The organism is Acetobacter oryzifermentans (assembly GCF_001628715.1).
Lineage (GTDB): Bacteria > Pseudomonadota > Alphaproteobacteria > Acetobacterales > Acetobacteraceae > Acetobacter > Acetobacter oryzifermentans.
Genome location: NZ_CP011120.1, coordinates 689,602 through 710,093, shown reverse-complemented (window position 1 = coordinate 710,093; position 20,492 = coordinate 689,602). Strand labels below are relative to the sequence as shown.

Annotated in this window: 16 protein-coding genes; 9 read left to right on the top strand and 7 right to left on the bottom strand. The window is 54.6% G+C overall.

Annotation, left to right across the window (positions count from 1 at the left end; all coding sequences use genetic code 11):
* Positions 1 to 6 precede the first annotated feature (6 nt).
* From WG31_RS03490 to WG31_RS03475, 4 genes are all read right to left on the bottom strand, one after another.
* A complete protein-coding gene (locus WG31_RS03490) occupies positions 7 to 561 on the bottom strand; it encodes an Hsp20/alpha crystallin family protein (protein WP_170315330.1) in 555 nt (184 codons plus the stop codon).
* Between the two features lie 203 nt (positions 562 to 764).
* Entirely contained in the window at positions 765 to 1,931 is a 1,167-nt protein-coding gene (locus WG31_RS03485) for an acetoin dehydrogenase dihydrolipoyllysine-residue acetyltransferase subunit (RefSeq protein WP_063353665.1), read from the bottom strand.
* A gap of 3 nt (positions 1,932 to 1,934) precedes the next feature.
* The gene (locus WG31_RS03480; protein WP_063353664.1) at positions 1,935 to 2,963 is read right to left on the bottom strand and encodes an alpha-ketoacid dehydrogenase subunit beta; all 1,029 of its coding nucleotides are present in this window, start codon (positions 2,961 to 2,963) and stop codon (positions 1,935 to 1,937) included.
* A 47-nt stretch (positions 2,964 to 3,010) separates the two neighbouring features.
* The gene (locus WG31_RS03475; protein WP_063353663.1) at positions 3,011 to 3,982 is read right to left on the bottom strand and encodes a thiamine pyrophosphate-dependent dehydrogenase E1 component subunit alpha; all 972 of its coding nucleotides are present in this window, start codon (positions 3,980 to 3,982) and stop codon (positions 3,011 to 3,013) included.
* Positions 3,983 to 4,244: 262 nt separating this feature from the next.
* On the opposite strand from WG31_RS03475, the gene WG31_RS03470 reads away from it, so the two are divergent.
* The 4 genes from WG31_RS03470 (at position 4,245) to WG31_RS03455 (ending at position 9,312) form a co-directional block, all read left to right on the top strand.
* Positions 4,245 to 4,469: a hypothetical protein gene (locus WG31_RS03470; RefSeq protein WP_170315329.1), complete on the top strand. Its 225-nt coding sequence runs from the start codon at positions 4,245 to 4,247 to the stop codon at positions 4,467 to 4,469.
* 70 nt (positions 4,470 to 4,539) lie between these two features.
* Complete coding sequence (locus tag WG31_RS03465; protein ID WP_063353662.1) at positions 4,540 to 6,153, top strand: inorganic phosphate transporter; 1,614 nt, start codon at positions 4,540 to 4,542, stop codon at positions 6,151 to 6,153.
* A 56-nt stretch (positions 6,154 to 6,209) separates the two neighbouring features.
* On the top strand, positions 6,210 to 7,127 hold the full coding sequence (ppk2, locus tag WG31_RS03460) for a polyphosphate kinase 2 (RefSeq protein WP_063353661.1): 918 nt from the start codon (positions 6,210 to 6,212) through the stop codon (positions 7,125 to 7,127).
* Positions 7,128 to 7,584: 457 nt separating this feature from the next.
* On the top strand, positions 7,585 to 9,312 hold the full coding sequence (locus WG31_RS03455; RefSeq protein WP_063354861.1) for a Hint domain-containing protein: 1,728 nt from the start codon (positions 7,585 to 7,587) through the stop codon (positions 9,310 to 9,312).
* Between the two features lie 96 nt (positions 9,313 to 9,408).
* On the opposite strand, the gene WG31_RS03450 is transcribed toward WG31_RS03455, so the two are convergent.
* Together WG31_RS03450 and WG31_RS03445 are read right to left on the bottom strand one after the other, a co-directional pair.
* A complete protein-coding gene (locus WG31_RS03450) occupies positions 9,409 to 9,996 on the bottom strand; it encodes a hypothetical protein (protein ID WP_006117110.1) in 588 nt (195 codons plus the stop codon).
* 142 nt (positions 9,997 to 10,138) lie between these two features.
* The gene (locus WG31_RS03445) at positions 10,139 to 12,589 is read right to left on the bottom strand and encodes a TonB-dependent receptor (RefSeq protein ID WP_063353660.1); all 2,451 of its coding nucleotides are present in this window, start codon (positions 12,587 to 12,589) and stop codon (positions 10,139 to 10,141) included.
* A gap of 136 nt (positions 12,590 to 12,725) precedes the next feature.
* Between WG31_RS03445 and WG31_RS03440 the strand changes: the two genes are divergently transcribed.
* Both WG31_RS03440 and WG31_RS03435 read left to right on the top strand, forming a co-directional pair.
* Entirely contained in the window at positions 12,726 to 14,921 is a 2,196-nt protein-coding gene (locus WG31_RS03440) for a M13 family metallopeptidase (protein ID WP_063353659.1), read from the top strand.
* A 126-nt stretch (positions 14,922 to 15,047) separates the two neighbouring features.
* Positions 15,048 to 16,253, top strand: a complete 1,206-nt coding sequence (locus WG31_RS03435) for an energy transducer TonB (RefSeq protein ID WP_063353658.1) — start codon at positions 15,048 to 15,050, stop codon at positions 16,251 to 16,253.
* Between the two features lie 223 nt (positions 16,254 to 16,476).
* Here WG31_RS03435 and WG31_RS03430 read toward each other — a convergent pair whose 3' ends face one another.
* Entirely contained in the window at positions 16,477 to 18,171 is a 1,695-nt protein-coding gene (locus tag WG31_RS03430) for a Hint domain-containing protein (RefSeq protein ID WP_063353657.1), read from the bottom strand.
* A 317-nt stretch (positions 18,172 to 18,488) separates the two neighbouring features.
* Here WG31_RS03430 and WG31_RS03425 point away from each other — a divergent pair, with 317 nt between their 5' ends.
* From WG31_RS03425 to WG31_RS03415, 3 genes are all read left to right on the top strand, one after another.
* Positions 18,489 to 18,929 (top strand): acyl-CoA thioesterase, encoded by a 441-nt coding sequence (locus tag WG31_RS03425; protein WP_006117106.1) that lies wholly within the window; start codon positions 18,489 to 18,491, stop codon positions 18,927 to 18,929.
* Positions 18,930 to 19,163: 234 nt separating this feature from the next.
* Positions 19,164 to 19,988, top strand: a complete 825-nt coding sequence (locus tag WG31_RS03420) for a ferritin-like domain-containing protein (RefSeq protein WP_063353656.1) — start codon at positions 19,164 to 19,166, stop codon at positions 19,986 to 19,988.
* A 69-nt stretch (positions 19,989 to 20,057) separates the two neighbouring features.
* Positions 20,058 to 20,441, top strand: coding sequence for a VOC family protein (locus WG31_RS03415; protein ID WP_006117104.1), 384 nt, complete (start codon positions 20,058 to 20,060; stop codon positions 20,439 to 20,441).
* Positions 20,442 to 20,492: the final 51 nt, after the last annotated feature.

Below are 20,492 nucleotides of genomic sequence, written 5' to 3'. Positions count from 1 at the left end.
CTGTTTTCAGCCTGCCTTAATGGCAATCTGGCGTTCTGCCGGTTTGGCTTCTGCTTTTTTGGGCATGGTTACTGTCAGCACACCGTTTTTAATACTGGCAGAAATTTTATCCACATCCACATCTTCGGGAATAGCAAAGGAATCTTCAAAAGCAGCAAACTGGCGGCCCGCAACGTGGTGCTTTGTGCCTTCTGCCAGTTCGGGCTTTTTCTTTTCGCCGCTAATGGTCAGCAGCCCGTTGGCTGTGCCCAGCTTGATATCATTTTCAGAACAACCCGGCACTTCCGTGGCAACCACGTAGGCGCTAGCGTTTTCTGTAATATCGGTTGCGCCCAAGCGGCTTGTAGCGGCGGCTGCCCCTTCTGGTGTTTTAAAATCTTCAAACAAACGGCTCATTTGCCGCTGCAGAACAGAAAACGGATCTGCCACCCGTACCGTGCCAACAGGAACACGCACAACTGGGGAGCGGCCTGTATTCACGTAACTGGTCATTTTATCCTCCTTGTTCTGGCACAAGGGCCCGGCACGCGGCGCCCTTGTGATCACGCTTAGGAGTATCACCGCTTTCTGATCGCCTCTCCCTTGATCCAGATCAATTTCATGCACCCGGATTCAGCGTGCCGGAAATGCGTGCATGTCATAACATGTCTTCCCATATCTAAAGAACAATGCAGCGTTTTTAACAAACAATATGCAGATGCCCTCTACACTTTATGTATAAAAGGCATCTGCATTACAGGGCATGTTGGGGAAAGCTTGGGGTATTAGGCTGTGGCGTCCATCCGGGCCATGCTCAGCGCGGCTTCGGGGTCTTTTACAAACACGGCAATGGCTTTGTTCATATCTGTTGCACGCTCAAGCTGCGGCAGATGGCCTGTTTCTTCAAACACTGTCACCGGTATGATATCCGGCAGGCCAGAGGCATTGGAGGCAGAAAGAATTTCATCTTCCTTGCCCCAGAAAATCTGGGTAGGTGTTTCGGCTCCGGCCAGCACGGAGCGCAGATCATCCGCCTGATGCCCGTTAGGGAAGCACGCCTTGGCAATAACGTGCAGGGCATCCCGCGCGCCATCCAGCCTGCGGGCACGCAGCACGGCATCCACCATTTTGCGGCCAACAAGTGCTTTGTTATACACCAGCATTTGCAAAACAGCCTTCATATCCCGGCTGCTTTCACTATCCACAAAAGCGCTAATGAAATCTGCATTCACATTCTTGCCCAGCCCGGCGGGGGCCAGCAGGTTTAGGCTGGCAACCTGCTCTGGGTGGTCTCGCAGCAAGGTCAACGCTATGCCGCCCCCCAAAGAATGGCCCACCACATGGGCTTTTTCTATCTTGAGCGTTTGCAGCAGGTCACTCACCACACCGGCCAGAAACGCCAGCGTGCCTGTGCCCACGTTTTTAGAGGAAGCCCCGTGCCCCGGCAGATCAAATGCTATTACGCGCCTATCTGCCGCCAAAGCATCCTGCGTGAGCAGCCAGTTGCTGATATCTCCACCAAAACCATGCACCAGCACAATGGGCGTACCCTGCTGCGTGCCAACATCACGCACATTCAACGTGTGCTCGCCCACCGTGATCTGCTTGGGTTCACCTGCGGTGGCATCCTGCGTTGCCGCGGCATCCTGCGGGTTGTCTGCATGAAAGTTTTTGATAAAGGCTTCAATATCCACATCTGGTGTTTCAGCATCTGCCAGAACGCCAATCAGTGCGCCCACGGGCAGGGTTTCCCCCGCTTCTGCCACCTGTTTGCGTAGCACGCCTGCGGCGGGGCTTTCATAACTGCTGGTAATTTTGGTGGTTTCAATATCCGCCAGCTCATCACCCTGCTGCACGCTTTGGCCAACAGATACTGTCCATGATGCCAGCTTGCCTTCTGTCATGGCCAAGCCAAACTTGGGCATTGTCAGTGCTGTAATGGTGTCTGTCATGGCTTATGCAACCTTCTGCTTCTGGCTGGAGGTAATGGAGCGCACAGCGGCGGCAATTTTGTTTGCATCCGGCATGTACAGCTTTTCCAGCGGGGTGGAAAACGGCACTGGCGTATGGGGTGGCACCACACGGCGGATAGGCGCTTTAAGGCTGAAAAACGCTTTTTCCGCCACAAGGGCAGAAATATCGCACGCCATGTTGCAGCGTGGGCTGGCTTCATCCACCACCACAAGGCGGCCTGTTTCGGATACAGATTCTAAAATGGTTTCTTCATCCAGCGGGGATGTGGTGCGCGGGTCTATCACTGTGCAGCCAATGCCCTGCTTTTCCAGATCATCTGCTGCGGCGTTGGCCATGCCAACCATACGGCCCATGGCAACAATGGTGACATCTTCTCCTTCACGCGTCACATTCGCTTCACCAAACGGGATGGTATAGGCCTCATCCGGCACGTCTTCCTCATCATCATACATCACTTTGTTTTCAAGGAAGATCACGGGGTCATCATCCCGGATAGCTTCTATCAGCAGGCCCTTGGCCTCGTAGGGTGATGACGGGATAACAACCTTAAGCCCCGGAATATGCGTAAACAGCGGGTAAAGCGCCTGGCTGTGCTGGGCCGCCGCACTAAACCCGCCACCATACATGGCCCGGATAACCAGCGGCGTGGTGGCCTTGCCGCCAAACATGTAGCGGAACTTGGCCGCCTGATTCATGATCTGATCCAGACAACAGCCCACAAAATCTACAAACATCAGCTCGGCCACGGGGCGCAGGCCGGTAGCGGCCGCACCTGCGGCGGCACCAATGTAGGAAGCTTCGGAAATAGGCGTGTCCAGCACGCGGTCATCTCCAAATTCTTCCCACAGCCCTTTGGTTACGCCCAGCACGCCGCCCCAGGCATCTGTAATGCCAGCGGTGCCGCCACGGCCCCCGGCAATATCCTCGCCCATCAGGATCACCCGTGGGTCACGCCGCATTTCCTGCCGCAGGGCTTCGTTAATGGCCTGTCTGAAACTCTTTTTACCCATTGTTCTGGTTCCCGTTTGCCTGTGTGGCTGAAAAACTGGTGGAAGGGTTAGTACCGCGCATACACATCGGCCATCAGGTCTTTGTCCTGCGGCCACGGCGCCTGCTTGGCGGTGACAACCGCGCTTTCCACCTCATCCGCCACGGCGGCGTCTATTTCATCCATATCGCCTTCGGGCAGCAGATTTTCCGCCACCGCGCGGGCGCGAAACTTTTTGAGGCAATCATGATCTTTCTTTTGCTCGGCCACTTCCCCGGCCTTGCGATAGGTCATGGCATCGCCTTCAAAGTGCCCATACCAGCGGCTGAGATGCACATGCAGCATCACCGGCCCCTCGCCAGAGCGTGCGTGATCTATGGCGTTGCGGGCTGTTTCATACACTGCAAAAAAATCATCTCCTTCGCAGGAGAAATACGGCAGGCCAAACCCGGCGGCCCTATCCTTTTGCGTGCCTGCGCAGGCGTAAGATGCCCCTGTGGCCTCTCCATATCCGTTGTCTTCCACCACAAACACAGCGGGCAGATGCCAAACAGAGGCAAGGTTCATGCTTTCCAGCGTGGTGCCCTCGTTAGAAGCGCCATCACCAAAAAACGCCACGGCCACACCGTTATCCTTAAGCGTTTTATGAGAAAGAGCAGCCCCACAAATAAGCGGTGGCCCGCCACCCACAATGCCATTGGCCCCCAGCATGCCTTTAGAAAGATCCGCAATATGCATGGACCCTCCCTTACCGCGGCACACACCGGTATGGCGGCCATAAATTTCGGCCATCATGCCGCCTACTTCCACGCCTTTGGCAATGCAGTGCCCGTGGCCACGGTGCGTGCTGGCAATGGTATCATTATCTGTCAGGTTAGCGCACACCCCCACGGCAGAGGCTTCCTCGCCGCAATAAAGGTGCACAAATCCGGGAATTTCCCCTGTGGCAAATTCCACGTGCAGGCGTTCTTCAAAAACGCGAATGGTACGCATGCTCCGATACGCACGCAGCAGGGCTTCTCTTGAAATCTGAACCGACATGTTCTGCCTGACCTTTCCTACATCTGCACAGCGTTACACGAGTGCCAACGTAGGGAGGAAAGGCGGCGTTCCGGCCTATAGAAGGTATATATATGTTTTTAACGCATATGTGATATTATTATTTCAATATAATAACATGTTTTCAGAGCGTTAGCCTTACTCTTTTGCGAGCGGTTCTCAACGTTTGTCATGAAAGCGTCACGCACAATAGGCCAGCAAGGGGCTAAAGGACTGCTCATCCTGTTTGGAGGAGAAGCAGACAATGTGTGCTGAACCAGTTACTGCAATGCAGCCCGATGCACATAAGCCAAAGTGGCGCGAAGCCGTGCGTGAGCGCTGGCGCACCACTTTGCTCTATGTATGGGAACGTAACGGCACCCCGCACCCGTATGCAGCCCTGCCGCATACCGCACGCCGCAAGGTGTGTGCTGGCGCACGCCCTGCTTCAGCGGCCCATGCGGCCGGTAAGCCGGCCCACGCCGTCTGAAACCTGACAGCAGGACGGGAAAATATCTGCTTTTCCCCCATAGAGTGAAATTGACAGTCAGGAAAAATCCATGTCCGGCACGTTGCTGAGTCCGGCTGCCGCACCACGCCCAAACATGAAGGGAGGCACCAACCAGGCCTTCCGCATGTTCTTTATGGGTGTGGTGACGGCTGCTCTTGTTTTTGTAGGGTATAGTGTTCTGGCAGACCTGCGGTCTGCTGGTGAAAACGGCATGGCCATTGGGGCCTTTGCTTTATTGGCCTTGGCGCTGCTGATTGCGCTGGGGTTTGAATTTGTAAACGGCTTTCACGATACGGCAAACGCCGTGGCCACCGTCATCTACACCAACAGCCTGCCCCCGTTGGTGGCGGTTGTGTGGTCTGGCATGTGGAACCTTGCGGGCGTTCTGGTTTCATCCGGGGCGGTGGCGTACAGCGTTGTTACGCTTCTGCCGGTAGAGCTTATCTTGCAAGTTGGCAGCGGCGCTGGCCATGCCATGATTTTTGCCTTGCTGCTTTCCGCCATTATCTGGAACCTGGCCACATGGGCCTTTGGTATTCCCAACAGTTCCTCCCACGCTTTGGTGGGGTCTATCCTTGGTGTTGGCTTTGCAAACCAGCTTATGTCTCCTGCCGGTAGCGCCCTGTATGGGGTGGACTGGTCTCAGGTGCGCAAGGTTTTTTCTGCCCTGCTGTTTTCCCCCATTTGCGGCTTTGTGCTGGCTGCGGGCATGTTAATCCTGATGCGTCTGGTTATCCGCAACGCAGCCCTGTATCGCGCCCCAGAGGGTGATGCCCCGCCGCCACTGTGGATCCGTGGCTTGCTGGTAGGCACCTGCACGGGTGTTTCCTTCTTTCACGGCAGTAACGATGGGCAGAAGGGCATGGGCCTTATCATGCTTATTCTTATTGGTGCGGCCCCTACGGCGTATGCGCTTAACCGCGCCATGCCCGATGACATGATGCCCGCCTTTGTGCAAACCGCACAGCAGGCCGCGCATGTGTTTGAAGTGCACGGCTCCCCCGCCCCTAGCCTGCCAAGTGCAGAAGAAGCCCGCGCACAGGTTACCGATGCGCTGCGCACCAAAACAATCGCCCGCCCGGAAATCTATTCCGCCCTTGGCGTGCTGTCTGATGACATTGCGCAATCTGTTGGCAGCTATCACTCCCTCCAGGCTATTCCGGCAGCAGCCGTGCCAAACGTGCGCACAGATATGTATCTGGTGGCGGAAGCCGTGCGCAACATGGGCAAGGTTTCTGGCTTTACGGGGGATGAAACCGCAGAGCTAAGCAAGTTTATGGGGCAGCTTAACGCTGGCACACGCTTTATTCCCACATGGGTTAAAATTGCCGTGGCGCTGGCTCTGGGCCTTGGCACCATGGTGGGCTGGAAGCGCATTGTTGTGACCGTTGGTGAAAAAATTGGCAAAACCCACCTCACCTACGCGCAGGGTGCTGCGGCAGAACTGGTGGCCATGGGCACCATTGGCCTGGCAGAACGCTATGGCCTGCCGGTTTCCACCACGCATATTCTTTCCAGCGGCGTGGCTGGCACCATGGTTGCCGGGGGCGGCGGCCTGCAATGGGCCACACTGCGCGCCATGGCCATGGCATGGGTAACAACCCTGCCCGCCGCCATGCTGATTAGCGGCGTGCTTTACTTCATCTTCCGCCACATCTTCTAACACAACATAAGCGGGGCACCCCAAAGTGCCCCGCTTTTTGCTTGAGGGCCTTGGATATGACAGATCAGGCAACAGAAACACTTCGCGCTGCAGAACATGAACGTGAGCGGATGCGCCAGGAAATTATTGATGACCTGGACGAAGAAATAGAACTGGAATTGCAGGAAGACGATCTGGACGGAACCATTTCCGAATCTGAAAACGCCTTCCGCCGTGAATATTTTCGGGAACTGGTGCGCCTGCAAACAGAACTGGTAAAGTTGCAGGATTGGGTGCAGGCCACGGGCCAGCGCATTGTGGTGCTGTTTGAAGGGCGAGATGCCGCAGGCAAAGGTGGCGTTATCAAGCGCATTACCCAGCGGCTTAACCCCCGCATCTGCCGCGTAGCCGCCCTGCCCGCCCCAACAGACCGTGAAAAAACCCAGTGGTATTTCCAGCGTTATGTGGCGCACCTGCCTGCTGCGGGGGAAATCGTGCTGTTTGACCGTAGCTGGTATAACCGCGCCGGTGTGGAACACGTAATGGGCTTTTGCACCGATGAAGAATATGAAGAATTCTTCCGCTCTGTGCCGGAATTTGAGCGCATGCTGGTGCGCAGCGGCATTAAGCTGGTGAAATACTGGTTCTCCATCACCGATGATGAGCAGGAAGCCCGCTTCCGCGCCCGCATGGAAGACCGGTTGAAGCAGTGGAAGCTCAGCCCGATGGATCTTGAAAGCCGCCGCCGGTGGGAAGCCTACACCAAGGCCAAGGAAACCATGCTGGAAAAATCCAGCATCGAGGAAGCTCCGTGGTGGGTTGTGCAGGCCGTAGATAAAAAGCGTGCGCGGCTAAACTGCATTAACCACCTGCTCTCATTAGTGCCGTACAAGCCTGTGCCACGCCCCGAAGTGGTTTTGCCACCGCGCGTGTATCATGCAGATTACGAACGCCAGCCCACGCCAGACACCATGATTGTGCCCGAAATTTACTAACCCTCTGTTTTCGGTAAAGCATTGTCAGTTCATGCCTTTTATCACAGTCATGAACTGACAATTGCCAAAAGTTTTTTCCTTTTATAAAATAAAAAAATCATTCCCCATTAAAAAATGTGGCTTTTCTTTGGCATTCCAGAAAAGTTAACCCGAACACACAAATAAATAAAAACAACTTTAAATACACGTAAACTTATTTGAAATAAATACTTATAAAATATAATTTAATCTCATTTATTTGTTAAAATATTATCAATAAACCTCAAAATGTTAACTTAATTATACTATATCTATAAAATAGATAATTTTATATTTACATTTATAAAATAAAATAATTACCACAATAAATTTTTCTAAAAACATTATGTATTACTGCCCCTTTATATATTTAAAAATGCTTGCAGAATCTTATCGTGAGTTTATATGTTGCGAATTATATAACTTTTTAGGGCAACTTATGACAACCGATACATGGACAGGCACCGCAGGTGATAGCAACTGGAACAACGCAGCTAACTGGTCTAACGGCGTCCCAGGTTCAGATTCGGATGTTGTCATCGACACAAATGCCACGCAAAACCAGACAATCAACATTCCATCTGCGGTTGAAATCTCCAGCCTGACCATTACAGGTGATACAAATATTGCGTTGAACAATTACACCGGAGATTCCTCGCAACGCGTTGGCTTTACTGTTGATAACAATATCAGCATGGATGATTACAGTGGCACGCTTCGGGTCAACTCTCTGTATGTGATAAGCTATGGAGATATGACGGGCGGCACCGTTCTGATTGATAACTCTACCGTGCAGCCTTCAGGCAGTTTTACGTCTGTTGCGTCTTTCTGGCCAACACCCAACAATGGCAACACCAATTATCTTAATCTTTCGGGGGCGCAAAACACTGTTCCCTCCGTTATTAACTTTTCCAGTTACGACGCCATCACTTTTGGCAGCCGCCAATCTTCCGATGGTAGCGCGGGCATCCATATTAAATGGGTTCCTTTGGGCAGTAACACCTACAAAGTTGTTAACGCCGCAAATGCAGATGATGTTCTGGTAGATTCCCTTACCTTTGTAGATGGAGAATCCCCCGATAAAATCGGCTATGATGGTGATACCGCAACTATCGACTGCTTTCTTGCAGGCGCCCTGATTGAAACACCACAAGGCCCACGCGCCATTGAAGATATCCAGATTGGCGATGCTGTTTTTGTCTATTCAGATGGTGCAAGAAAAGTTAGCCGCGTCACATGGGCTGGTCATGCCCCGGCAAAGGCAAACACCGCCCTTACGCAGGATGAGGCAGGCTACCCCATCCGCATTGTTGCCAATGCGTTGGCTGAGCATGTACCCAGCACAGATCTGCTGATCACACCAGAACATTGCCTGTTCTTTCATGGCAAGTTTGTGCCAGCACGTATGCTGGTGAATGGCAGTTCCATTTTCTATGATACATCCATTGTATCTTACGAATATTACCACATTGAAACCGCAGAACACACCATCATCATGGCAAATGGTGTGCTGACGGAAAGCTATCTGGATACGGGCAACCGCGCATCCTTCCAGCAGAATGGTAGCGTTGTTATGCTGGGGCGCGCGCCCACCAAAAGCTGGGAGCACGATGCCGCAGCGCCTTTATGCATAGATCGTACTTTTGTGGAGCCTCTGTTTCACGCGCTCTCCTATCGTACAAACAGCATTGCCGGATGCCATGTATCTGCAAGAAATGTTGAAACAACCACCAACCCCAACCTGCACCTTGTTACGCAGTCCGGAGCTATTGTGCACCCTGCGCGCCACACCACGTGCCAGTACAGCTTTATGCTGCCACCTAACACACAATCCGTACGCATTGTTTCTCGCGCCAGCCGCCCGGTAGATATTATTGGCCCGTTTGTGAATGACCGCCGCTATCTGGGCGTTGCCATTGCAAACATACACCTTCTGTGCGCCGAAGATGTGCATAATATTAACGTGCACCTTCAGGCAGAAAAACCCGCAGGTTGGTACGCTGCGGAAGCCGCAGGCTGCGCATGGACAGATGGAGATGCCCTGCTGCCTCTGGATGGATACCTTACCGATGGCAAAATTGGCATGCTGTCCATTACCGTACAGGCAGGTGGCCCCTATGTTGTGGAAAACCACCAAAAGGCAGAAACACACACACGCTCTGCCTGATGTTAATCTGTACGCATGGCCTATATAAGCGGGCCCTTATCTCCCCTGTAGCAGATAAGGGCTGGCGGCTTTTAAAGGGTCGGCTTTGGCCATAAGCTAATTCAGCACATGGCCATTTGCCACTTTTGTTACAAAGTCATTGCCAATCTGGGCTACGGCTTTTTCACTCGCCTGCATCATGGCGTGTTTAAGCGCCCCGCAGCTTCCGGCCACCGTGTTGCTGCCCTGCCCGGTAATAGGCACCACCTGCACAGGCTGGCCCTGTGCGTTAAGCACCTGCACAGTGCCTTTTAGGGTGGTATCCACCGTGTATTTGTTATCCCACAGGCCCGGTTTAACGCTTACCTGCTCATCCGCTGTTTGCAGGGAAAGGGCCATTGTATAACCGCGTGTTTCTGGGGTTTCCTGCTGCGCATGGGCAAAGCTGGAGCGAATGGCCTGCTGCAACCGCTCCTCTGCAGAAGCCCCTAAATTTGTGGTGTAATTTATGCCAAGGCTACACGCTATTTGCGCATTCTGCTTGGCAAAGCCCGGCGCAAAACTATAGGCCACCGGCGTTTGCACCAAATGCTGCACCGGCAGATCCTGAATAGGAAAGGAGGCCTCGTTAAGGGCAATGCGAGAACTGCATGCCCCTAAAAGCACCGCCAAAGCAATCAGGCACGCACCGTTTTTACCGGCCATAACCAGACCTCCGTTTCAAAAACAAGAACGGAGGCAATACAAGCAGCGTTATCCGTAAATAAGAAATAGATTTTTAGTGACCAGTTCCGCCCTATTTCTCTCTAAAACGTGAATCACGCGCTTGTTATACTTGATTTAATACTTAAAATCCGCAGGAAACCCGCCCACCAATAAAGCGTGGCTCACCGGGAATATAGAAATACGTGGTGGTGGCCATACCGCCGCTTTCTGCGTAGCGTTTATCCAGAATGTTGCGGGCGTAAAGCGTGGCTTCCCACTTACCCGAAGGCGGGCGGAACGTTACGTGCGCCCCCAGCAAAAAATAAGATGGCAAGCGCTGATACCCCGTGCCGCCCACCACAATGGCCTGACTGCCCCGGTATTGCCAATCCGGCCCAAAATCCAGCCGATACCCTTTGCCCAAGGGCTGCCGCCACATGGCCTCACCATTCAGTGTGAGTTTGGGGGAACCATTATCCACCCCGGCAAAGTTACGCTCTATTGCTTTCCATGTGCCGTGCTGGGCGTAATAGGCGTTGGTGGCGGGGCGATCCACATTGGGGAAGTTCTGAAAATCCCCGCGCTGCCAGCCAATGTTTTGCATAATGTGCAAACGGCTTATGGGGTTGGCCTCCAACGTGGCCTCAAAACCCCAGCTTTCAGATTTAGGGGCGTTTGTAATTTCGCTTAACGGGCCGTAATTGGGAATCAGCACCGTGCCCACAACTTGCTGGTTGTGGTAATCATTATAAAACGCTGCACCGTTAATGCGCAAACGGTTGGGTATGGGGTCTGATTTAAAGCCCAGCTCGTATGTTAGCACCGTTTCGGGGTGAAAGGGATCTAGCTGCGCCTGCACCTGCGTATTGTTGGCCGTAAAGCCACCGGGCTTAAAGCCCTTGCTCATTTTGTAATACAGCATGGCATTGGGCACGAACTGCCATGAAACTCCCACCTGCCCCGCAAACTGGTTGGCGGCCGTGTTTTCTGCGTGGAAGTTATGCGTAGCCCCGCCAAATATCTGCGATGTCAGGCCCGTTATGCCGCGATCATCCAGCTCATGCAGCAGCCCCGCCCAGATGGTAACGTTATGCGGCAGCCGGTAACTGACATGCCCAAATTCCGAAACGCTCTGCTGGTTCTGCCCGAAGGAGGTGGACATCATATACCCACGCGCGGCGTAATCTGTGTAGTTAAAGAAGAAGCGCTGGTTCATCTGGCTGCGCTGATAATACCCGCCCACAACCCAGTTCAGCCGCCCACCAAGGGCAGAGCCGTTAAGCCGCGCTTCCTGCGTAAACACGTTGCCATCTATGGTGCGGTAGGTATCGGCCTCCTGCCGTGATGTGCCATCCTGATCTGTGTATTCTCCACGCCGTTCGGTTTCAAACGCGCTTACAGATGTAAATGTTACCGGCCCGAAATCGTGCATGATATGCACATCCGCGCCCCAGTACTGGTTGTGCTCGCTGGGTTTTAGCCCATCGCGGCGGCCTATCAGCTTGTCAAAGGTGGAATTGGAAGACCATTGCGCATCTGTTCCCATGCCGTAATCGGGCAGCGGGGTAGAGCCAATAATGCGGTGCACGGCTTGCGGGGTTACAACCTCGCTGTTGTCCTGCACAAAATGGCCGCCAAGCTGGATGGTGGTTTTATCATCCGGCCGCCAGCGCAGCTTGCCGCGAAGCGCCCATAAATCGGCATCCCCTAAATGGTCTCCATTTTCGAGGTCTCGCTGCCAGCCGCCGCCTTGGCGTGTTTGCCCCGCCAGCCGAAAATCCAGCCCCTTGGCCAATGGGCCAGAAACATAGGCCTCGCTCCGGCTGCGGGCGTAAGAGGCAATATCCTGCGATGCCCCAAAATGCCACGTATCTGTTGGGTCTGCCGTGCGCAAATGCACTTCCCCACCCGTGGTGGACTGTCCGTGCTCTGTGCCTACTGGGCCGGGGGTTACGCTGGCGCTGGCCAAATCAAACATCATGCCGTCTGTCATGGCGGCATAGGGGTAGGCAACATCGTCCACATAGGTCAGCACGGTGGGCATGTTGTTCTGGGTGAAATCATTAAACCCGGAACCACGCAGGTAAAAGTTGGTGGAGGCTGTGCCGTTGATGCTTTGCATCGTTAAGTTGGGGGCTACGTGCTCCAGCCCGCGCAGGGTGGTAATATCGCGGTTGCGCAACAGCTCCGCCGTAAGATGCGTGGTGGCATCTGGCTCATGCTGGGCGGATTGAAACATGTAATCGTAGCGGTGGGCGTTTACCTGCACAGATGTACTACTGCGCGCTTCCACCGCCGCAGGTGGGGCTACGTGGTGCCCCCGGCCCACACCCGTAACAGGCCGCCCATGTGCATGCTGGGGTGTATGTGCTGCTTTGGGCTGGGTAGCCTGCGCCATAATGGGCCACAAACCCAGCGCCATAATGCTGGCACAGCGCAAAACACAGCGCGCCCGATGCGCCGCAACACGCACGCGCTGTTGCTGTGGCCCCCACCATATGGCGGTATGCTGCCTGTATTTTGCTCGGCCAGAAATAACGCCATACCCCTTGCTTGTGTGCACCCGCGGGCCGCCGCATAACGTGCAACGCATAACATTTATGTGTGTTTCAGCCCCCTAATGCGGGGGATGCCTGCAAGATGCAAGCACACATACAGGGCTGGCAGAAAAATTCATTCTCGTAGGGCCTGCTAACATTGCCCTTACTGCACGGGGTAGGCAGCCTTCCATGCCAAGGCTAAGGTGGGGCAGAATATTCTTTGTTTCCGAACACTCTGAGAAGTGGGGCTTGCCCCACGCATCAGACCCAGAAGAAAGAAAGCGGAGACTCCATTTGTCCAATTTCCTCTCCCGTTCCTCCCTGCGTGGCGCATTGTTGCTTTCTGCCGCCCTTGTTGGCGCCACTGCCAGTGCCCCCGCACATGCTGCGCCATCTGCCCCCACAGCGCAGCCAACCCCCGCCAGCTTTGGCGCTTGGGGCGTAGATCTGGAAGGCCGGGACTTAAGCGTAAAACCGGGGAATGACTTTTTCCGCTACGCCAACGGCACCTATCTGGACCACCTGCAAATTCCCGCAGATATGACAAGCTATGGCCCCTTCAACGCGCTGGCCGAGCTTTCCCGCACACGGGTACAGGATATTCTGAACGATCTTTCCGCCCATCCGGTGGAAAATCCACGGAGTATTGAAGAAAAGCTGGGCACCTTTTACGCCTCCTATATGGATGAGGCAGCCGTAGAAAGCCTTGGCAGCCGCCCGCTTAAGGAAGATCTGGACGCCATTCGCGCCATTAAAACACCTTCTGATCTGGCAGCCCTTACAGGCTCCTGCCCCGGCAACTTCCAGTTCTCACCGTTTTCTCTGGGTATCAACCCGGATGCAAAAGACCCCACACGCTATGCGCTTAATCTGGATCAGGCCGGGCTGGGGTTGCCAGACCGCGATTATTACCTGAAGCCGGAATTCGCCAGCAAGAAAAAGGCCTATCAGGCTTATGTAGAAAAGGCGCTAACACTGGCAGACTGGCCAGAACCCGCAAAAGCCGCCACAGCTATTGTTACGTTTGAAACACGCCTAGCCAAAGCCCATTGGGCGCGTGAAACCCTGCGCGACCCGCAAAAAACCTACAACCCGATGACGGTGGCAGATCTGGCCAAAAACGCGCCGGGGTTTGAATGGTCTATCTGGCTCTCTGCCGCGGGCCTGCCCGAACAGGGGCTGGACAAGCGCGTGCTGATTGTGGGCGAACCCTCCGCCATTACGGAAGAAGCCCGCGTGGTGGCCGATACGGATATGGATACGCTGCGGGCATGGCTGGCCGCGCATCTGGTAGAAAACGCCACATCCTACCTGCCAGATCGGTTTGAGCAGGCGCGTTTTGCGCTTACCAAATCCCTTACCGGCCAGCCCTCTCTGCCTGCACGGTGGAAGCGCGGCGTGCAGGCCACCAGCTCCGCCATGGGTATGGCGCTGGGCAAGGTGTATGTGCAGCGTTACTTCCCGCCAGAAAACCGCGCCACCATGCAAAAGCTGACCACGGATTTGAAAGACGCCTTCCGCATCCGCCTGCGCAACAATACGTGGATGAGCCCTTCCACCAAGCAGGCCGCGCTGCGCAAGCTTGAAAACTTTGAAGTTCAGGTAGGCTACCCCAATAAATGGCGCGATTATGCCAGCCTTGAGGTGCATAAGGGCGATGTGTACGGCAATGCCCGCAACGGCGTGGCGTATGAATGGCGCTACTGGCTGGCACGGCTAGACCAGCCGGTGGATCGTGATGAATGGGACATGACACCCCAAACCGTAAACGCCTACAACAACCCGCTGTTTGATCAGGTTGTGTTCCCCGCTGCCATTCTGCAACCGCCATTCTTCAACCCCAAGGCGGATATGGCCGTAAATTACGGGGCCATTGGCGGCGTGATCGGCCATGAAATGACCCATTCCTTTGATGATGAAGGCCGCCAGTTTGATGAACACGGCCGCCTGCATGATTGGTGGACAAAGGAAGATGCCGCCCGGTTTCAAAAACTGGCAGACCGGCTTGGCGCACAGTTTGATGCGTTTGAGGTACTGCCCGGCGTACACGTAAACGGCAAGCTGACAATGGGTGAAAACATTGCCGATCTGGGTGGGCTTACGCTGGCGCTAGATGCGTATCATGCCGCACTTAAAGGCAAGCCCGCGCCCGAACTGGATGGCCTAACGGGGGATCAGCGCGTGTTCCTTGGCTGGGCGCAGGTCTGGCGTGAAAAACTGCGCGAAGAAACCATCCGCCGCTTGGTGGTGACAGATCCGCACTCTCCCCCGCAGGCGCGGGTGAACATGCCCATGCACAATATTGATGCGTGGTACGAGGCGTGGAAGGTGCAGCCCACAGATAAGCTCTACCTTGCGCCAGATCAGCGCGTAAAAATCTGGTAACGCTATCTCTGCCCCACACCGTATGGCCCATGCATGTGCTAGGCCCATACGGTGTGGCACAAACTTCGTGCAAACTTCTCTCTGGCACCACAGCAGCAGCCATGACACAATACGCACCACACTGGCATGGGGCCGGTATGCGTAAACCCTGCGGAACAGGTGGAGAATAACGGGCGGGTCATGATCGACAGGTTCAGTTCTTCCCGCCATCCTGCCAGACAGGAACCCCGGCTGCTGCCCGACAGCGGCACAAACGCTGCGGAAAACCCCGCCAGCCAGCGCACATCCCAACCGGATACGGAAGATGTGCGCGCACGGCTTTTTCCCGCAGCACCTGTACCGCGCACACGCGGCGTTAACGTACGCGGCACCTCTACCCCGCTTATCCGCAAGGAAATATACGCAGATCCCACATTGGGGCCTGTGCTTACGGCCTCTTTTCTCGCACATGTGCTGCTGCTGGCCGCCTTGTTGTATAAGGCCACGCACCATCAGCCCCAAGGCTCGCCCGATGCCGCCCAGCAATCCGCCGGGGTGGAAATGGTGTTTTCTCAACCGCAGGCTTCCAGCGGTATGGTGGGCGCACAATCCCCCGATGCTGGTGGCGGGAACGAGGCCAAACACGCCGCCCAGACCAGCAGCGAACCCCCAACCCCGGCAGATGCCGAACCCACGCCCACACCCCCGGCAGAGGAAGCACCCTCCGCCCCCATTCTGCCGCCATCTGATGATGGGCTGCCCAAGCCGGTGGAAAATAAAACACAAACCAAACCCTCTCACCCGGTTACGGGCCACAAACCCAAAACGCCACAGCCTGCGCGCCCCACACCGCACGCCAAGCCCACGCCCCGACCCAGCCACCACAAGCCCTCTCCGCTGGACCACCCAATGGATATGTCCTTTAACGAGGCCCCAGCCCCACGCCGCAAGCAGCATGGCCGCCCCGGTGGTTCCAGCGCCCCGGTTGATCTTTCCATTGGCCCGATGGTGGAAAATGGTGAGCTGAACGCCCATTACGCATCGCGCACCACAGTGCATGGCGTGAGCAGTGATTACGCGGCAGAAATTGATGAATGGATCCAGCGCCACCTGTATTACCCGCCAGATGCGGCAGAACGAGGGGATGAAGGCCCATCCTCGGTGCATGTTATTCTAGATCGCACGGGGCATGTGTTCAAAGTGTTCCTGACCAGCGGCTCTGGCTCCTCCGATCTGGATTCCGCAACAATAGGCATGTTCCACGGGGCGCAACTGCCACCCGTGCCGCCGGATATGAAAGATAAGTTCATTAACTTTGATGTGACGGTTAATTACATGCTCATCCGCAACTAACGCGGCAGTATCTTACATTTTTATGTACCACGTGGGCCAGTATGGCTGCCCTTGCAAGGCTTTGTAGTGGGCACGCCGCATGGTGTGGGGTCTGCACGCCGCACAAAAAGCCCAAAGCCAATAAAAAAACGGGGCTCCGACTTGCACAAAAGCAGCCGATACCCCGTTTTTTAACGTGTAGAGCAGGGTGTTTTCAAACCACCCCACTTTTTATACCAAACCTTCAGGCCGTTTTGGCAAGCCGATGTGCTGGCGTGTCTGATGCCAGATACGGGCCAGCAGCCAATACCTGCATGCTTAGCATACGCAAGCCAGATGTTGATTGGCTTTCCAGATCCAGCATGGCGTTGCCATTTGTCCAGCGGGCTGCGCCACCGTGTTCCAGAACGTACCAGCCGGGGATATCTTCATTTTGTAAATGCGTTGAAATTTCCTGCATATTTTGGGTATCACACAGGGTTACCTGCCCAATGGCCACACCCAATTTGCGCCGGTCATCTACAAACGGGCCTTCTACATCACACGGGCGGCTTGCGCGGGAGACAATCTGCACGCTTTGCACATTTTCTGGCAGCATAAAGGTATAATACCCATCCTGCACCTTTATGGCCCGAATACGCTTGCCGGTGTTGGTTTGCAGGCAGATATCCGGGTCTGTCAGCAACTCACGCGGGGCAGGCTGTGCAGAGGCATGCCCCAAAGCGTTATCCCTGTTTGCAATTTTTTCAAACAAAGGCTGCACAAATTCTTTTTGCGTGCACAAAGGGGCTGCGGCATCTACAGACCAATTGCGCGGTTTGCTGCCAATGCTGGCCAGCACAACGCCAGAACTGCGGAAGCTGGTACGATTGCCCGTATCCAGGTAACTTTCGCTCAGCACACCATCCGCCATGATAACAGCATGTTCGGGCGTTTCTATGTGGTAATAGGTGTAGGATGTAAACGTACGATCGTAAAAAATGCTGCTACCATTTACAAGCATACGTACCGGCACAAAGCGCCCATCAAAATACAGGCAGTGTTCGGGCGTTACCAGCATATCCTTGTAAGGCACGCCATCTGCTATGGCATCCTGCACAATACGCACGGGGTATCCGGCCTCATCATCCGCCAAGGTGGGGTTTACCGTAGCCTGTGCATGGCCTGCCCATACAATCTGGCGGGGTTCTGCTTCACCCCTTCCATAAGCCAGCACGGTATCACCCACGCGCAGGTCTTCTACCGCTACATCACCATTGGGGGTGCGGATCATGCTTCCAGCCAGATAGCAGATAAGAATACCGCCCGTGCCATCCGGGTTGGAGGTGTTTGTCCATTCCTTGGGAATATACCATGTTAATCCAAATGGGTTGCCAGAAACCTTAATGCTTGGGCCAAGCGATACGTCAATAACGTTAAGAATATTCAGATCCAGCCCCACCGTGGTGGTGTTTGTGAGTGGATCATAATACCCCCACACATTGGAGGAATCCGGAAAATCTACCGTAAAGTTTGGGGGAACGGTGCTTGTTGTTTTACCGTTTGAATCAATAAACGTGACCACGTTGGAAAGTACACCCACACCAACGCCTGCACTATCCACCTTGATGTTGCCGCCATCTGGCCCAACATTGATAGAACTTAGCACATTGGCGGAAATAATATTTCCCCCCAGTTCCAGCGTGCCACCATCTACCGTAATATTTTTAATGGCCCCAACAGATGCCAGGCCGCCACCCGCCACCACTGTTGCGCCGTTTTCCACCACAATGCGGCTGAGCGCCTGCACATCGGCAATATTACTCAGGTTTACCACCACGGGGTCACCCGCCGGGGTGCCAGCATCCCGCGTGACCAGAATGTTGCCAGTTACGTTAAGGTTAAGCAGATCCTCAACAGAGTAATCTATAACCTTGTCAAACAGTAGATTGATGGCCATGGCCAACGGGTCCTTTTGCATGAATAAAGCCCCGGTTAATTATTTATTAAGCATTAACGCGGGACGTTATTTATTTTTATTTTAAATTCCTTTATAAACAGTAAACGTTTTGAAAAATTTTACATTGCCGCCACGCAGGCCCCGCACGCGCCAGCCAAACCGCCCCCGCGTTACGCTCAAGGCAGGTTTGATCACGAAAAACTGAAGCTGCACCCCGCCATGTTTACGCGCTATCCTGCTGGCAATGCTTTCGTGCAGGGCGGCTCTCTTCCCTGCAAGTCAGAACATAAGGCCCTTGCCAGAAGGAACAGTACTGCATGCCCCGTTCAGATAATTCGCAAATCCCAACCGATATCCCCACCATCCGCGTGGTAGCCATGCCCACAGATACCAACCCGGCGGGAGACGTGTTTGGGGGGTGGATTGTTTCTCAGATGGATCTTGCAGCGGGCACCACGGCAGCTTTTCGGGCCAATGGGCGGTGTGCCACCATTGCCATCAACAGCCTTGTGTTTATGGAACCCGTGGTGGTGGGGGATGAGGTGAGCATCTACACCCGCATTATCCGCGCGGGCCGCACATCGCTTACCATTCATGTAGAAACATGGCGCCGCGCCCGCCACACACATCTGACATCCAAGGTAACGGAAGGCGAATTTATTTTTGTGGCGCTGGATGAAAACCGCCGCCCCCGCCCGCTTCCGCCCGCGCAGCCGGGTGATGAGCTGCCAGAAATTGTGCCCCCCAACGCAGGCTAAAACAGCACGCAGCACCTTTATAAGCCCCTGCCGCGTTATAGTAAGGCAGCCAGAACACACCTTGAGTGTTATCTGGCTGTAGGGCCTTTTTTCAGCTTTTCACGCCAAGGCCGGATGGTCTAGAAATCCGGCCATCAGGTTTTTTCATGCCTTGGCTCTGGCGCAAACCCAACCTGCACGGCATATAAACCACGCACACGCGTAAACAAAGGCAGGAAAGGGAGGCCCGGGCTTATGAAACACTGGCAGATCGACCAACTGCCTTGGGATCAGTTTGATCCCTCTAAAGTAGATCCGCAATTGGTGCCTGCCATCAAGGCGGCCTCGGTGGTGGAACGCAACAGTGTGGATTACGCGCTGTACCTTAATAATGTGTTCCGCGATGATCCGGACTTTAGAGAAGCAGCAGACCACTGGGCCATAGAAGAAGTGCAGCATGGTGATGCACTGGGCCGTTGGGCCATGCTGGCAGACCCTACGTGGGATTACCACGCCGCCTTTGAGCGCTACCGGGATTTTTACCAGATTCCGCTGGAAGTGGAGCAATCTGTCCGTGGCTCCCGCACGGGGGAACTGATTGCCCGATGTATGGTGGAAACAGGCACCTCTTCTTTTTATTCCGCACTGGCCGATGCTACGGAAGAACCCGTTTTAAAAGCCCTTTGTAAACAGATAGCCGCGGATGAGTTCCGCCACTTCAAACTGTTTTACGACCACATGAACCGCTACCTAAAACGCGAAAAAATTGGCACGCTGCAACGCGCACGCATTGCCCTTGGCCGCGTAACGGAAAGCGAGGATGACGAACTGGCATCCGCCTACCACACCACCAATGACCCCGCAGATATGCCGTATGACCACACGCGCTGCATTGCGGCGTATATGTCCCGCGCCATGAAAAACTATCAGCCCCAGCATCTGCGGCGCGTCACCAACATGGTGTTCAAAACCATTGGCGTTTCCCCCCACGGCAAATGGCAGAGCGCTGTGTTCTGGATTGCGGAAAAACTGTTTTTCAGCCGTCAGCGTAAATTTGCGCGCATTGCGGGCATAAGCTAAGCGGCCTTTCCCCCTTGCAAGCAGGCGCGTAAGGTTCGTTCCGTCATAACAGACGGAGATTTACATCTGATGTTTACGCATATTGTGGTGGGCAGCAACGATATTGCCCGTTCCAAAAAATTCTACGATGCTATTTTTGAAGCTATGGATATTCCCCCTTCAGAAATTCACCCCAATGGCCGCCTGGTTTACGCCAAGCACGGCCAGCGCTTTGTAGTCACCAAGCCGCTGGACGGCAAACCCGCCACCCCCGCCAACGGTGGCACCATTGGGCTGGAAGCCGCTACAACCGCTATGGCCGACGCATGGCACAAAGCTGGTGTTGCCAATGGCGGACAGGCCATTGAAAACCCACCCGGCGTGCGCCAAACCTCCATGGGCCCGCTGTATCTGGCTTACCTGCGGGACCCGGATGGCAACAAGCTGTGCATTGGCTGCAAGGTTCCGGCCTAAGCCTAGCCCGTTGCGTTTAACCTTGGCGGAACACCCTTCCGCCGGGAGTGA